Source organism: Pseudomonas sp. LSJ-87, from assembly GCF_032971465.1.
Classification (GTDB): domain Bacteria; phylum Pseudomonadota; class Gammaproteobacteria; order Pseudomonadales; family Pseudomonadaceae; genus Aquipseudomonas; species Aquipseudomonas putida_Z.
The window spans coordinates 151,346-165,881 of the sequence record NZ_JAWJYQ010000007.1 but is presented as its reverse complement, the minus strand read 5'-3'; the positions used below and the strand labels follow the sequence as shown (position 1 = coordinate 165,881).

The window sequence follows — 14,536 nt, the reverse complement described above, 5'->3', positions numbered from 1 at the left end:
TTCCACCGCCGGGTTCGGCGAAATGCTCAGCTCGGCCTTCACGGTGTCGACGGTGTCGCTCACCGTAACGATGGTGGTCGCGCTGGTGTTCAGGTTCTCGAAGTTGTGGTTGCCCGCATTCGTCACGCTGATGGTCTGGGTTTCGCCGTCACGGAATACGTCATCGCTCTGTGCCACGAACGGTGCAGTGGTCGCGGTGGTGGCGTCCTTGGCGAAGGTCAGGGTCTGGCCGTTGCTCAGGGTGACGGTGAACGCTTGGCCTGCCGGGTGGCTCAGGGTGCCGGTGATGGTCGTGGTATTGCCTTCCTGCACGGCATTGCCGGAGAGGGTCAGCGTCACTTCATCGCCGCCATTCGGCGTGCCTGGAATGCCAGGGTTGCCTGGCGTGCCTGGTTCGTCGGTGATCTGCAGGGTCACCGGTTCACCTTTGACCAGGTTCTCAAAGACCTGTTTGCCGGTGCCTTGCTCGGTGATCCCAGAGATAGCGATGCTCGGAGCACTACTGCCCACATAGACGTCGTTCGCCAGGTTAGCGGTTTGCGACGCACTGACCTGGCCCGCAGGGATGTTGATCACCTCGCCGTTGCTCAGGGCGATGGACAGACCACCGTGTTGAGTCAAATCGGCACCGGCAGGACCGGTCAGGGTAATGGTGTAAGTCACCGCCTGCCCTTCCACTGCCGGTTTCGGCGAGATACTCAGCTCGGCCCTCACGGTATCGACGGTGTCGGTCACAGTGAGGGTAGAGGTTGCACCGGTATTGAGGCTGCCAAAGCCATGATCGCCCGCATTGGTGACGGTGATGTTCTGGATTTCACCGTCCTGGAACACATCATCGCTCTGGGCAGCGAACTCACCGGTCGTTGCGACCGTTTCACCGGCTTTGAACGACAACGTCTGGCCATTGCTCAGGGTTACCGTGAAATCCCTGCCTGCCGGCTGGCTCAGGGTACCGGTGATGCTGGTCAGCCCCCCTTCCTGCACCTTGCTGCTGCTAAGGGTCAGCGTGGCCGCAATGGGCTGAGGCTCGGGTTGTGCCTCAGGTACTGGCGCCTGCTGTGCCGGTGTTGAATTGCCCACGAAATCCCGAGCCGGTTCAACAGCAACGCCAAGTGGCCCGGTGGGGAAACCAATGGTAGGGGCGACCGACCCGCCCACTGCTTCAAGCATCACAAACGAGTGGCCGCCCCCGATGCCACCAGGGTTCGCACCTGCCCCGGTTGGGCCTGCCGCGGTCGCTTCGAGTGCGGTTGTCGGGTCTGCGCCGGCGGCGATGGCTTGTTGCAGCTCGTCAACGGATGGTGCGGCCTGCGCAGTGGCGGCGCTCAAGTCGGCCACGCTATCTGGGGCATCGGCACTCCACTGGGTGTCGCGCCCCAAGTCGAGGATGCGCCCATCGGCCAGTTCCAGGCTCACCGCACCACCAGGGCCGGTCTGGATCTGTTCACCCGCGAACACTCGATCCCCTTCCACAAGCACACGCTGGGTGCCCTCTGGGGAAATGGCGATTACCTGGCCAACAATACTTTTGACTATGGCGATGCTCAAGGCGGCTCTCCCGGGTAACGTGTGCGATTGGCTTCCATGCTCGGCCATGCTTCGAGTGTTGTCGGCTGGCTACAAGGATGGTTTATTTTTATTAGTGTTTATTTTTTGACGCCAACTATCAGGCTTCGTGATTCAACCTTTATATAACACCGCTATTGATATCAGTTACCCAATAATAAACAACAAAACAAATAATGGCCTAATGACATTTCGATATTAAAGAAGATATTTTTTGCTTCTACCTGCAAGCTACAGCCACCCTACTCGCAATCTGAAACATTGGTACCAGCGGCTATAGAGAAAGATAAATGCGAGCGTCACTCGTTTCCTCTATCCCGTTTGTCCTAGTTCCCTCCGGGGCAGCCCGAAGCCTGCCCAAAGTGTCAGGTTTTGAAACAGCTTCATGCCTGTTCAGGTAAGCCGACAGACCTGCAACTTTTTACATCGGGTGCTTGTTCCCCAGCATCTTGCGAGTCCGCTGCATCCAGAGAAGAGATTTAACATTCGCGGCCCGACAAGATATTGGCTTGCTCCGAGCACAAAATATTGTCGCGCGTAGAACTGCTCGCCGTCGTTTACGAAACCCCTTAACAATCCAGCGGGAACTGGCGCGCATAGTTATCGTAAATGCGTCAACGACTGGTCACCCGAATAGATTATCAACCGTCTACCGATCGATTTTCCGGACGATAAGTTTATGCCGCTCTGTGAGGGAGCAATTTGTCAGGCTCTCTAGATTCAGGCACGAGAGGCCCTCAAACGTGAACAAGCGGCAAGCTCATAGGCCTGAACCGTTCTGCAATTGGAACGCTGATTGAGCGCTCAGCCCGATTCACAGTGCTCGTCCATCTGCCTCGCGAGAGAGGCCAGGGGCTTGCTTCCGGGCGAAGGGGCAAGGGCACAGAAAACAAAAAAGCCCTGAATAATCAGGGCTTTAATGAGGAATGGTGGCGGAAGCGTAGAGATTCGAACCGTTATCCAAGGCCCTCCCCCTTTTCAGGGATTCTGGCGTTCTTAATCCCTTACCGCTAATGTCCATTAAGCCTAACAAATCCGGGCCTTTTCCGCAATTGCTCAGTGGCGTGGCAAGCGTGCAGTCAGATGCATGCTTGCCCTATCGACTCCAGCTAGGCCTACCCTCTCCAAGTTCGATAGCCTCCGTTGATGTGAGAGTCCGACTCAATGTGGAGCGCAACATCTAGGCAGGTAGACAAAGGACAAATAATGCCACTCCCTACGGCGGTTTTTTTGATCGAGGCAGCCAGCGATTCAGCGCTCACTGCTTGTTCTGGCAGTCCTCAAGGCGCTCGCACATATCAATCACGATCATTTTCTCAGTAGTGCTTGCGTCTGCGTCCTTTGACAGAACGTACTCATCAAGCTGGTCGTACCCAGCTACCCGCCCTTGGCAAACCAGATTGTCATAGCACGCGACCACGTCCTCCAGGCCCGTATCCGAGCGTGCTATCAGGACTTTCATCTCCGGGTCGAACGCTTGCAGCAGCTGAATCAACTCACCGACCTTCATGCACACACCCCACTCCGCGACGATCACCTGACGCAACTGGTTGCCCCTACCCTACAAGCTCAGGATAGAAGGCTTCGCGACGATCCAGCCGGGCTCTTCGAGCCCGAAACGCCGATGGCTATCCCCAGGCAGCTTGCGGCACCGTGCAGATACTAAGCCTTAACTGATGACCGAGCCGTCGATGGCCATTATGGATCTGAATGCCACGCCATGAGCCTCAAAACCGAGCATGGGCCACTCTGACCTGTAATCCAGGCAATCATGATGATGTCCATGCACAACCATTTTTGCGCCCATTGCACGGGCGAGTTCATCGATCTCTGGATAGCCGTGCGGGTGGCAGCTGGGAGCCTCGTGGCAAATCAGAATATCCGCCTTCTCCATAGCGAGCGTGAAGTAGTCGTCTGGATAGATCGCTGAAAGAGCATGCTGCTTTTTCGTCGCAACAATGTCAGCGGGCTGAGGCCTGAGTGCCAGGCGTTCAAGGAGGTCTCCGTAATTCTGGATACCGGTATCAGGGCTACCTGGTAGGCAGACTTGCGACTCGAACGTGCCACCCAGCCTTGCTATGCGATGGCCAGCAATCTCCACTACCCGGCCATGCAGGCTGCGTTCGGCAAGGCCGCAACCATGGAGATTATGCCAGTAGGCTGGACGATCCGTGTCATGGTTGCCATGGATGAACCAGATCTCTGTCAGCTCTAGGATCGGACGCAGGATCATGTCCAGGGGCAAACTGCATTCAAGGTCACCCAGGAACACCACTGCCTCGGGGCGATGGAGCTTTACCTGCCTGATGACATGATTAAAGCGCCCGTGGACGTCGCCGAGAAACCAAATCATTTCTTATATTCCGCTGCAGCTTTCAATTGAATCGTGCATAGGTCACTCCTTCGACGATGTAGCCTTGGCGACGGCTCAGACCCGGCAAACGGGGCAGGTTATCAACCAGAAACCGATCCTACTCTTGCAGATGCAAAAGCGTGATACAACGTCTTCAACATACATCACATGGACATGCGAACCATGGAAGAGCTACGGACAACAGCAGGAGTCTTCGAACGCCTGAGCCAGAACCAAGATGCCCTGCTCGCCGCAGTTGAGGATTTAGCCAAATGGGATGTTGAACGAGGAGCAACCACGATCATCAGCAAGCTCTGGCCCAACGTAAATGCAGTGCGTAATGGGATCGCTGAGTTGGTAGCCGCGAGCGTGAAGTGATGGCCCAGGGTAGCGTCACCCTGTTAGCTACACTCCTTCGGCGTTCCCTGCCTGACAACAAGCCCCTTCGGGGATGACCGAAGCTTTGCGCCCCTTTGGGGTGGATGCCAACGAGCATCGCAGGATGCTGAATGTTCGAGTTTATAAAAGGTAAAGAAATGATTCTTCAAATAGCTTGGGATGCGGTCACTGACGTAATCTCCAGTCCTTTCGTGCATGCGATGGTCGGTGCTCTGATTGGTGGATATTTCACAATGAAAGCCACGCACAAGACTTTTTTACGTACCGAGCTTGCTGCGAAAAACTCACGTGAAATAGCAGACCAGAAGGCTCACATTGATAGGCAGGTCATCGTCTTCAATACCAGCCAGCTGATTCTGGTAGAGGTATCGACTGCCTGGGAAGTCTATTCAGCCGAGTACGCAAAGGATCTCCTTGAGCTTGAGGAGGGATCCCCCTACGTCACGGTGTTTCCGATCGGCCAGAATCCATTCCCAATTTTTGACTCTGCGCCTGAGTGCTTAGCTGAACTCCCCCCGGAGACATCACGTCAGATCGTCCGATTCTACATGCGTGCTAAGGGCATCATCTCCATGGTCGAGATGAACAACGCTGACTCTGAGAAGGCACTTGAACACGCACGCACAGAAATGCTGCGACTTCAGGCACAGCTTGATACGCAAGCACTCACTAGCTCGGAACAAGCCAGCAAGCTTCAGGAATTTTACGAGAACGAAAGCTCTCGAATCTCACGGGTGATGGGAATGGGCTCAACTGCTGACGCCTTGAAGCTACTTACGATTGAGGTCGATAACTTGGTAAAAGACCTTAAGGTCAGGCTAGCCAGCCTCCCACGGCCGCATCTTGAATCTACGATCTGACCGCTGAGCCGTACCGACCTTCACATAGATTGTTTTGGAAAGGGATTGGGCCGAATTGTTGTGGATTTGAATCGCTCGCTCTTGACTTTAGCGGGCGACACCTTTAGCTTTGCTTCCGCGATCGCACGTCCATGAAAGCGCCATCTGGCGCAACGTGCCAAACCTAATTTAAGCGTACTCATGCGCTTTTTTCTGTTTTGGTATGGAGCAAGAAATGGACAAACCCTCACCTTCCTTCCTTGATCGCAAGCTAGCTGCGTCTCGCGCAGAACGCCTTCGATACCTCAATAGCTCAGAATTTGGTTTCTTCCGCCTAGTCGATTCAGCGGCGATAGTGCTTGGGAAACAGGAACAAGCCCGACAAGAGACTCCTCTTAAAAAGGGGCAAAAGCATTGGCCTGCGTTCAGGCTGATCACCGCTCTAGTTGCTGGTTTGCAGTCGTTCAGCGATTTTGATAACTGCGGAATACTTCTCGACGAAGAGCTGACACCAAGTCAGCTGAGCACCCGGCGGGATGAGCAAGCCGAGCGCCTGCACAAGATAGTAGTAGACCACACGGATTTCGCGACTGACCCTAAGTCCTCTCCTATAGACCTGCTGCTACACTGCCGAGCGTTCATTGCCGCCTGGCAGCCCACTGCAAAAGAGAACGACTACCTTTTTGAATTTTTGTTGACGCCTTCGGAGCTCAATGCTGACGAGTTGATGAGACTCGCACAGCTTATGGAGGACACCTGCACGTCAGCTGCAATTCCTGTCCGAAGGGATGTCTCAAAAGCCTTGGCGTTTGTTGTTCAGCACTTCTATTCAGGGTACAGCGTGAACCAGATGCCTACTTTGTTCCGCTTGCTGACTGAGAACCTTGGCATCGCTGCCGTAAAACTGGTTAACAAAGAGACCCCCGCAAGCATCAGACAGGGGGTGAGAGTCTTTGAAATGCTCTGGGCCCATGGTCACGTCGTGGCTGGGCTACACCTAGCCCAAACGTGCTCGTACCATCTCAAGGATGACGAGTACACAGAATACGGCGCCAAAGTAGCTGAACACGTTTGGCATTTGCTGGAAAATAATCCAGCCGAGCTCCTAGAGGAAAGCAGCGTGGAGATGCTTTGCCGCATGCGAGCCAAAGGTAGGATAGATACCATCACGCGCACCGATGACGATAGCATTGCGGCTCAAGCAACCATTGAACTGCTGGAAATTTATGCTGCTGCATCACTGAAAGGATATGAGGGATGGTCGGAAGAGCTCGATGAGCTATTTCGCGGATCGGACGCTTATTCTTCGCCTGTCGAACAGGGCACCGTCGCCGCAATACGTAGAGCAATTCAGCGCCATCCGACAGCTAGGGAAATCTGGAAAAACAGGCGCATGCTCCATCTCCTCAATCACATTATGTCGAACACCCCTATCCAGGGTGACCTCCATGACTAGGTCAGTATGCTCAGTGTGCGGGGGCCGTGGACGCAATGTAGTCATCGATTGCCCAGATTGTGAAGGCACCGGTATGTGCCCTAATGACGAGAACCCTTACGGCCAGTGCCATACATGCTATGGAGAAGGTGAAATTGAGGAGGATGAATGCAGCTGGTGCGGCGGAGACGGTTTCGTTGACATTTAGTCGGCATTTACTCGACTCGGCTCCATCGGCGAGACCGATTCTGGAGCATCCCGGTCGGGATAAGTAGAAGCACCATCAATCAGTCTACGGGAGACATGCTCGTAACACAGCATGGCCTCCCGTTTCAAAATGGCTCACCTACCTCGCACCTGCAGTCCAGGCGACGTCAGTGAAATCTCAAAACCCATCTCCACGTAGCGCCTGGTGCATCTCACATGCTCTTAGCGCAGCATTATGCCCGTCAGGGGGCCTTACGCCGGCGTCCGCTGCAAAGTCCTCCCCCTCATATCGCATGCTTGAAAAGATGCAGCTAGCACCCCACCATAGATAGCCAGATGCCATCACCCTGCGACCACCCCATGAGATCAGGTTCGAACGCCTTCGGCGGACGGTGCCTACCATTGCGGTTCACGTTGCAAGGCCCCTCCACTGTCAATCAAAAGCCATGGATGCACACCGAATGGATTTACTGCTGCTACCTGATAGATCGAAATCGACACTCGCGGATGTCTACAGACGCGCATTTCGCAGGTCGACGCACCTCTATATCGTCAGCGCGTATCTGACTAATTGGGATATCCAGGAGGAGCTGGGAAAGCAGTGCGAGACCTTCACCTTCATCGTGGGGAAGGATTTTGGCATTACACGCAAGGCTGCCTGTCTACAGGTGCTCACATGGCTCCCTGAAAAGTGGCACGAGGAGTTTTTAGTTGCTGAGGGCATCGAAGGCTTCCACCCAAAGGCTATGTTCTGGCGTGAGCTAGGTGGGTCGTGCTATGCGCTTGTGGGCTCGTCGAATCTATCTAAAGCTGCTTTCTCATCGAACCACGAAGCAAACGGCTTTTCACTGATTTCAAAGACAAGCTTCAAAGCCGCAGAGGAGTGGATCGAGGGGCTCGCTCACAACTGTGCAACGCTGGACGCCAACTGGCTTGCCAGCTATCAAGAGGCCATACAACCTCCTAAACCTAAACGCCCGGCCCAAAACGACGAAGGCGATAACGGAGGCGTATATGACCTGGTACTCCCAGATCCGCATGTTCTCTCTGGTCTGAAGGATGTCCTGAAAAGACGTCGAGAACAAATGCTTCAGTTCGCTACAACCCGCGCAAAACTGGAATCGGCGTTCCGCACTGCCTCGGGGAAAAAGAATTGGAACGACAGCGACAGCTTGAGATTCTACGACACACTTAACAGCCTCTGGTCTTACTACAAGGGGAATCGCTTTCAAGGGGCGGGCTGGGAGCGCCAGGGCCGAAGCAGCAATTTTCAAGAGCTCGCTCGAAGCGTAGTGCGCGTATTAGACGCCTCCGAAATTTCTCGGGATCGAGTGGTGAGACTTGAGATTGATCGCTTAGCGACCGAAGGGGTAAGCACACGAGGAGCCCTGTTTTCAGAAATGCTCTGTCAATTTTTTCCGGATGACTATTACGTCCTCAACTCCCCTATTCGTCATTGGTTGCAAGGGACAGGTGTTTCAAAAGTCAGGGGGGCGACTCAGGGGGCCAACTACATCCGCTCAGCTCGCCTGCTCCGCATCGCCCTAAGCCGTGCCAAAAAATACCCAGCTAAAAACCTGGCCGAGCTTGATGCCGTAATCTGGCGCCACCGCAATCCAGATACGGCAAATTGACGCTCAGATCAGCCAAATAACACTCGTGTCACAAGGAGTCCCTATGCACGATCTTGAAGCGGTTATCCGGGAGGTTCGGAACGCATTGCGGTTTCATAGATCTCGAGCAAGAGTTCACCTCTTCACGATGCTTTTCTTCGCCGTGATGGTGTTCATTGGCTCGCTAGCCTTTGGCAGCTATCTCATTCAGCTCCTCCAAACTACCGCTGGAGCAATCACAGCCGCAAAGTCAGCTGGAATGGAACAGCCCTCACCCGTGGACTTCACAAATTTGGCCGCGGAACACAATTTGGGGTATGTCATGCTCAGTGGCTTCGTGTTGATGCTCTTCTTCGTCTCTGGACTACTTCGCCACCATGTGAAACGAGCGACGGTCAATGAAGACCGGCTGTACCACCTGCTTAAGGTGTCTTGTATGCGTTCACCCGACACTGGGTTGTCTGCTGCTGCGCAGAAGTCGCTGCTTGACCTCCGTGAAAACGAACAAGCCTTGGCAGCAGATGCAGAAGCGCACGGGGGCTTCGCGGTCATCCAGCGCTCACTCGCGTCGCTTAGCCAGAGCGTCGGAGAGATGTCGAAGCGTCGTGGCAAGTAGAGTGTGGCCCAACCTACCATTCAGTGGAAAACTCACTGCAAGTTGTGTACGCCTCTAGGTACCGCTTGCTAGAAGAGGGAAGGCAGGTTTAGGGGTTGTGTCCCGGATAGCCTCTCTGCTATCGCAGGAACTTCTTTGCCGTCACACACACCAGCAGCGTCAGAGATCACTCTAAGCGCAAAGAAAATTTTTTACAAAAGAGCAAAAAATACAGCTACCAATCAACTATTCAACAAAGCCGACCAAAAGATGACAAAGAACAACGTTGAAAAAGACTGCACAATCCCGGACGAAATACCTGACGATGATTTTGAAAAACTTTTTGATGAACTCGAGAGGGAGCACCACCAATTCAATGCAGAATTAATTAAGGCGGACGAGGCAATAGACCTGTGCTTAGCAATGATGGATATACTCAATACCTTTCATGAAAACATGTCATCACTCTCACTAAGCTTTGCCACCCTAGAATCGAAACCAGAAGAACCCACAAACTTCTTAACCGGAATAATTTGTAGCGGTATAATTTCAGCCTACGAAGGATGCATTCACGATATACTGGATGCGATTTTAAGCAATAACAGCCTACTAGAATCGGCAATTTCCAGATGGCCTTCATTAACAACTGCAGATCGAGGATACTTAAAAATTAAAGGACAGCTGAATCAGGAATCAATCAGAAATAAGCTTAGAACCAAAACGCTACACGACCCTAATCAGATCAGCCGCATAGTAAAGTCACTTTTCGACATGGACATCCCTAAGCTTCCTGACGCCCTATGTCAAGCCCTGCTGCGTACTAGAAATGCCTACACACACAACAACGGGATAATAAACGGATCAAAGGACATCTTAACACCAAAATCCGTGATTAAAGTATATAACTTAATCTTTAATCTAATTACTCGATTCAGCGACGCAATTCAAGAAAGAATCGACACATTTGATTAAGCGGCGTGTCATATAACTTAACCCAGAAAATTCAATTCATGTAAAGTATCGATTTCGCATGGATCAACCTAGGCTACCGAAGGCTACTAATACGTCGTCAAAAAGGCGCAACTACTCTGCGCGCTGACATACCGAGAGGGTATCAGAGCTCTTACAGAGATCGGGCTGATTTCCCCAACACCTTAAAGCGCTGCCCTTGAAGCCGCACCTGGGAAAAGGCTCCAAACTGAGGCTTGTAAGTGCTTGGATCATCCCTTCCCTTGTAGCAAAAGGCCTGCCTAATACCATTCGGCGCTGAATCCAGATTTGGTACCGGTGCCCATCGGAGCTATTTTGATCGGCGGGATCGGTCGGTACTACTTGCCTTTGTAGGCCTGATCGTGAAGGAATACGATTGCGGAAGCAGTCATATTCAAAGTGTACCTTGCGACATGCTCAGGTACGACTTTCGCATTCTCCCCTGCCCCATGGGCAGAGCCTAGTTTGTTTCTGAGCGTGCCCACAATGAGCAGAGGCGACTCCCAGAAGCTGTCCATTTGAGTCTTACCCATGATCGACTTTAACAGCCTCGAAGTGGTATCACCCTGAGAGTACTCAAAGCCTTTCTGGCCGCAGATCACCTTCATAACGCTTTCATAGCTCGCATTGCATTTGGTTACGCAGTCGCCAAATTTGTGGTGCCTGAAATCCTCGAGCGCAGCCATAAATTCGGTGTTCGCGTGGCGGAATGCAGGTTGGCGAAGGAGCTGAAGCGCAGGTTCAAAAGCCATCTCATGGATGACTTGGCTATCCTTGGATATGACTTTGGACTCTTCAATTATCCAGCTGCTTCTAAGGCGAAAGTCTTCACTTTCACTAGACTCCCAGACCTGTTTTGTTATGAAGTAGGGTAAGTCATCGATGCTCATAAATTCGTTGAGCCGGCCCACTACTTCGTTCTGTTGACCCCGCAAGCACGGGTGGGAGTCTGTGTGGAGAATGTACTCCACCGCATCGAGGAAATGGGCGTCACTACAGGTGCGGAGAAACTCAACGGCATCCTCTGTCACAGAATTTACATTCTTCTGGCTCAAAGGTACTCGGCCAATTAGGTATGCGAGCTTACCATGTAAGTATTCGAGAGTTTCGTGCAGGCTCCCATCACCGACGTCACGTAATAGCATAAGCGTCCGCTGTCTGAACTCGGCGGTCAGCGGTTTCCTGGCAACCGATTGGTTTTCCTTCCTGCGCGAAAATACATTGAAGATATTCCCTAACACATTGTCATCCTGCTGGTGGTAAAGTGAAAGAGCGGTACAGCTTCCAAACCTAAGCGCCCCCTGATGTTTACCGAAGCATTCTGACTCTATGGTCAAGGTAAGTTCCCGACTAGCAGCAAGACTTGGCGTTATCTAGGCGTAGAGCAGTACCTAGGAGAGATGTGTAGCCGCATGAGAAGGGAGAAATAAGGGGATGCAGCTACCCCCTAAGGCTTTAGAAATTACCGCTGTGGAAGCGAGCGACGGTGGTTGCACACCGTTTCCCAGCGACCAAGGCGGAAACGTTCGTATTGCCTTACAGGCACTACCTTCTCACGATTTCTCATGATCCGTTTCTCCATCCGTCCTCAGCGGGCTGCTGAGCGCCTTCACACTCCGTATGCGAAGCAGTGCACGTTGAATGCGCGGCGGTACTAGAGATCCTTGGGGGTAGCTGCGACGGGAATACTAGCAAGGTCAGAGCCGCTTGAGAAGGCCATTGGCCACCACAAATGGATCATCTCTCCGAGACTTGAATGGCGCCTGCCAGGTGCGAAACGCTGCTTCCACGCGACCACAGCGTCAGGTCATCATAAGGTTGTAGTGATCCTCGAAATCTGTAGCGACAAAGATCTTCCTGAACTGCTCCAGGTATTTCCTAGGATCAATGCCCCCAAATTCACCGAGATTGACGGGATCCGAGTGTGATTCCCGGTTGATGTAGCGGTACAGAGCTCGGAACTCAGGATTAGCATCCGACAATTCATCGATCACCTTCCAGAGCTTTTCCTTCCGCTGCACAAAGCCAAAGTAGTACTCCAGAATGTTTCTCATCATGTTTGGGATAAGAGCTGGGGAGGCCCTGCCTTCAAGGGCATCCTTCATCGTGTGCCAGAATGCATGGTAGTCGTTCCGAATGTCCCGCCTTTGAAGGGGCTGGATAGAACTGTGATTGGCCTTGGAGACTTTGAACAAAGCCATCTCATTGTCGCGCCGGTCATCTTCGATCAGCTTGATCAGCTCATGGTAGAAGAACAAGTTGTGGGTCATGACGATGACCTGCTTGAAGCGATTGGTCGGCAGGAGAACGTGCTTGCGGATGAGCGAGGCGACATCGTAGACGTAATTGTGAGACAGGCTGGAAATTGGATCGTCGATCACGACGATACGCTGGCTTCTGAGCTTCTTCGACGCGGAGTCCAGTTCTCCGTTGCACACCTCTAGGAAGTATAGGAACGAGATCAGCGTCTTTTCCCCCTCGCTGAGAGTGTTGAAAACCTTTTCTCGCGCTCCTGCCCTCTGCAGTCGGTATTGAGGGATAGGGCCCTCCTCTTTAACTAGCTCGAAGCCTTGTAATCCAAGCAACCCTAGCCAACGGTTGATGTTCTCGACAGCCTGATCAATGTTGGTGGTTTGGGATGTGTACTCTGCTTTTTTCCTGCGAAGCTCGATGATTTCTTCACGCATGGCTTGCACGCTTTCGCGCTTTTTATTGCGAACCTCTCTGAACTCCTCAATTTTTGGAAGCGTGTCTCGTATCAGCTCATCGCAAGCGTCTCGATAGCAGTACCAGAAACGCTCTGTGATCATCGCAAGATGCCTACTCTTCTCACGAAGCTTGTCGTTGAAAGCGTTTATACGAACCTGCTCCACCTCAATCAGCTGATTGAGGTCTGCGATCAGATCGTCGCTTGAGGAGAGCGTGACCACGATAGATGGATTCGAAACCTTCTTATCGAGCAAGGAGAGGTTATCGATCAGTAGCGCTTTGAGGTCGGCAGTCAGCTGAGCCAGTTTTGGAGTGGGGTATTCTGCGCCATCAATTTGGGCGACCAGTGTCTGCATTCCGGAACTGTACTGCGACCGTAGCTTTTGCAGCCGGCCGAGCCGTTCCTCATAGGTCTTGTCAAACACCTTTTTGATGTCGTCGTAGAAATCTTTGGGCAGGCTTTGCTGGCAGAGCGGGCATTGCTCGGCGTTTAGTTCGAGGTAGCCGAAAGATTGCTTCACCCAGTCGGAGTTACCCAAGGCAAGTATCAGGCCTGAGAGGTAGGACTCGTCCGAAGCGATGATCTGCTCCTGGAGCAGTGGATCCTGCTCGACCACATTCGCCCAGAAGGAAACGCTCTGGATGGAGGGGATGGGCTGGTCATTAGCCTTGACCAGCTCATTCGCCTCATTTGCTAGTAACTCAAAGGTGTCTGGGGTCTCCGAAAACGCCAGACTAGTGACCTTATCATGCATGCGATCCTTGGTGTGGACGCCCTGCAGACAGTAGGCTAGCGCCGTCGACTCTACCTGCTTACGCAGGGCCCAGATTCCGTCCTTAAAGGATTGCTCCAAGGCCTCTTGAGCGGCTTTGGACTCCTTCCCTACCGTCATTTCTGCTTGGTAGTCGGCTTCCAATGTTTGAATCGCGGCCTCAGCCTCCCTGAGCAATTTCTCAGCCTCAACGTTGTCTTCGTTGAGAGTGAATACACCTGGCTGACTACCCCCATGAAAATTCTTCTCGATGAAGACTTGGTTGTAAACGCAGATATCAGGCTCTACGGCTTGCTCTGAAATGCTGCAGCGATCGAACGACGGATGATCCAGGGTCTGCAGATAGTTACCGATCGTTGACTTCCCCGCCCCATTTTGGCCGTAGATGAGGTTTATCTTCTTCAGTGGCCCAAGCACCACTGGAGCGACTGGGGAGTAGCTGGAGACATCACACAACGACACGTTTAGCAGCATGAGGGCAGTCCTTGGCAACCGGCCGATCTGGTTTGGATCAATGATATGGAGCTATCCGCTGATGTTAATAGCACTATAGTGGCAACGGAAGGGCTGCCCGCACTCTCCCGCCCACCTCGGTGGTAAGCAATTTCCCAAAGGAGTACATTTGTGCTCTTGGCCGTATCAAGCTTTTGCCCGAGCCCCACAACTTAAGAAGATCAAGCCGGCCTCTTCGAGTCCAGTTTGGCGATAGGTTCATAACCTGCGCTCAGCGTACACGAGGCATCTAAACGCTGATGCAAGGGTCAGAATGACATTCCCCTGCTATTCGAGATCGATCGCACTTGCATACCCGCCCTTGGCAAACCAAGTCTTCATAGCACGCGACAACGTCCTCCAGGCCCGTATCTGAAAGTGTCATCAGCACTTTCATCTCCGGATCGAACGCTTGCAGGAGCTGAATCAAATCACCGACCTTCATGTACTCACCCCACTTCGCGACGATCACCTGACGCAACTGCTCGCTCCCTACCCTACAAGTTCAAGATAGAAGACCTAGCGACGATTCAGCCGGCCTCTTCGAGCCCGAAGCTTCGATACA

The 14,536-nt window shown here is 52.8% G+C and carries 11 protein-coding genes and 1 pseudogene; 7 read left to right on the top strand and 5 right to left on the bottom strand.

What is annotated here, in order from left to right; all coding sequences use genetic code 11:
* A partial coding sequence (locus RYH74_RS08370) for a retention module-containing protein (protein WP_317409252.1) occupies nucleotides 1-1,548 on the bottom strand: 1,548 nt, incomplete at its 3' end.
* Nucleotides 1,549-2,170: 622 nt separating this feature from the next.
* Here RYH74_RS08370 and RYH74_RS08365 point away from each other — a divergent pair.
* Nucleotides 2,171-2,424: pseudogene (locus tag RYH74_RS08365) on the top strand (IS30 family transposase); the annotation flags it as partial.
* 400 nt (nucleotides 2,425-2,824) lie between these two features.
* Here RYH74_RS08365 and RYH74_RS08360 read toward each other — a convergent pair.
* Together RYH74_RS08360 and RYH74_RS08355 are read right to left on the bottom strand one after the other, a co-directional pair.
* Entirely contained in the window at nucleotides 2,825-3,112 is a 288-nt protein-coding gene (locus RYH74_RS08360) for a hypothetical protein (RefSeq protein WP_317409251.1), read from the bottom strand.
* 123 nt (nucleotides 3,113-3,235) lie between these two features.
* The gene (locus tag RYH74_RS08355) at nucleotides 3,236-3,919 is read right to left on the bottom strand and encodes a metallophosphoesterase (RefSeq protein WP_317409249.1); all 684 of its coding nucleotides are present in this window, start codon (nucleotides 3,917-3,919) and stop codon (nucleotides 3,236-3,238) included.
* A gap of 183 nt (nucleotides 3,920-4,102) precedes the next feature.
* Between RYH74_RS08355 and RYH74_RS08350 the strand changes: the two genes are divergently transcribed.
* From RYH74_RS08350 to RYH74_RS08325, 6 genes are all read left to right on the top strand, one after another.
* A complete protein-coding gene (locus RYH74_RS08350; protein WP_317409248.1) occupies nucleotides 4,103-4,297 on the top strand; it encodes a hypothetical protein in 195 nt (64 codons plus the stop codon).
* Between the two features lie 131 nt (nucleotides 4,298-4,428).
* On the top strand, nucleotides 4,429-5,178 hold the full coding sequence (locus tag RYH74_RS08345) for a hypothetical protein (RefSeq protein ID WP_317409247.1): 750 nt from the start codon (nucleotides 4,429-4,431) through the stop codon (nucleotides 5,176-5,178).
* 214 nt (nucleotides 5,179-5,392) lie between these two features.
* The gene (locus RYH74_RS08340; RefSeq protein WP_317409246.1) at nucleotides 5,393-6,613 is read left to right on the top strand and encodes a hypothetical protein; all 1,221 of its coding nucleotides are present in this window, start codon (nucleotides 5,393-5,395) and stop codon (nucleotides 6,611-6,613) included.
* Between the two features lie 647 nt (nucleotides 6,614-7,260).
* On the top strand, nucleotides 7,261-8,433 hold the full coding sequence (locus RYH74_RS08335) for a phospholipase D family protein (RefSeq protein ID WP_317409245.1): 1,173 nt from the start codon (nucleotides 7,261-7,263) through the stop codon (nucleotides 8,431-8,433).
* Nucleotides 8,434-8,476: 43 nt separating this feature from the next.
* Nucleotides 8,477-9,028 (top strand): hypothetical protein, encoded by a 552-nt coding sequence (locus RYH74_RS08330; protein WP_317409244.1) that lies wholly within the window; start codon nucleotides 8,477-8,479, stop codon nucleotides 9,026-9,028.
* 249 nt (nucleotides 9,029-9,277) lie between these two features.
* Nucleotides 9,278-9,979 carry a HEPN domain-containing protein gene (locus RYH74_RS08325; protein WP_317409243.1) on the top strand — a complete coding sequence of 234 codons (702 nt, stop codon included), beginning with the start codon at nucleotides 9,278-9,280 and terminating at the stop codon, nucleotides 9,977-9,979.
* Between the two features lie 356 nt (nucleotides 9,980-10,335).
* Here the strand turns inward: RYH74_RS08325 and RYH74_RS08320 are convergent, their stop codons facing one another.
* Both RYH74_RS08320 and RYH74_RS08315 read right to left on the bottom strand, forming a co-directional pair.
* On the bottom strand, nucleotides 10,336-11,334 hold the full coding sequence (locus RYH74_RS08320) for an abortive infection family protein (protein ID WP_317409242.1): 999 nt from the start codon (nucleotides 11,332-11,334) through the stop codon (nucleotides 10,336-10,338).
* A 465-nt stretch (nucleotides 11,335-11,799) separates the two neighbouring features.
* Nucleotides 11,800-13,953, bottom strand: a complete 2,154-nt coding sequence (locus tag RYH74_RS08315) for an AAA family ATPase (RefSeq protein WP_317409241.1) — start codon at nucleotides 13,951-13,953, stop codon at nucleotides 11,800-11,802.
* Nucleotides 13,954-14,536: the final 583 nt, after the last annotated feature.

Coding starts and splice junctions, on each gene's coding strand:
- RYH74_RS08325 (WP_317409243.1), top strand. CDS start 9,278: ATGACAAAGAACAACGTTGAAAAAGACTGCACAATCCCGGACGAAATA.
- RYH74_RS08330 (WP_317409244.1), top strand. CDS start 8,477: ATGCACGATCTTGAAGCGGTTATCCGGGAGGTTCGGAACGCATTGCGG.
- RYH74_RS08350 (WP_317409248.1), top strand. CDS start 4,103: ATGGAAGAGCTACGGACAACAGCAGGAGTCTTCGAACGCCTGAGCCAG.
- RYH74_RS08345 (WP_317409247.1), top strand. CDS start 4,429: ATGTTCGAGTTTATAAAAGGTAAAGAAATGATTCTTCAAATAGCTTGG.
- RYH74_RS08335 (WP_317409245.1), top strand. CDS start 7,261: ATGGATTTACTGCTGCTACCTGATAGATCGAAATCGACACTCGCGGAT.
- RYH74_RS08340 (WP_317409246.1), top strand. CDS start 5,393: ATGGACAAACCCTCACCTTCCTTCCTTGATCGCAAGCTAGCTGCGTCT.
- RYH74_RS08315 (WP_317409241.1), bottom strand. CDS start 13,953: ATGCTGCTAAACGTGTCGTTGTGTGATGTCTCCAGCTACTCCCCAGTC.
- RYH74_RS08355 (WP_317409249.1), bottom strand. CDS start 3,919: ATGATTTGGTTTCTCGGCGACGTCCACGGGCGCTTTAATCATGTCATC.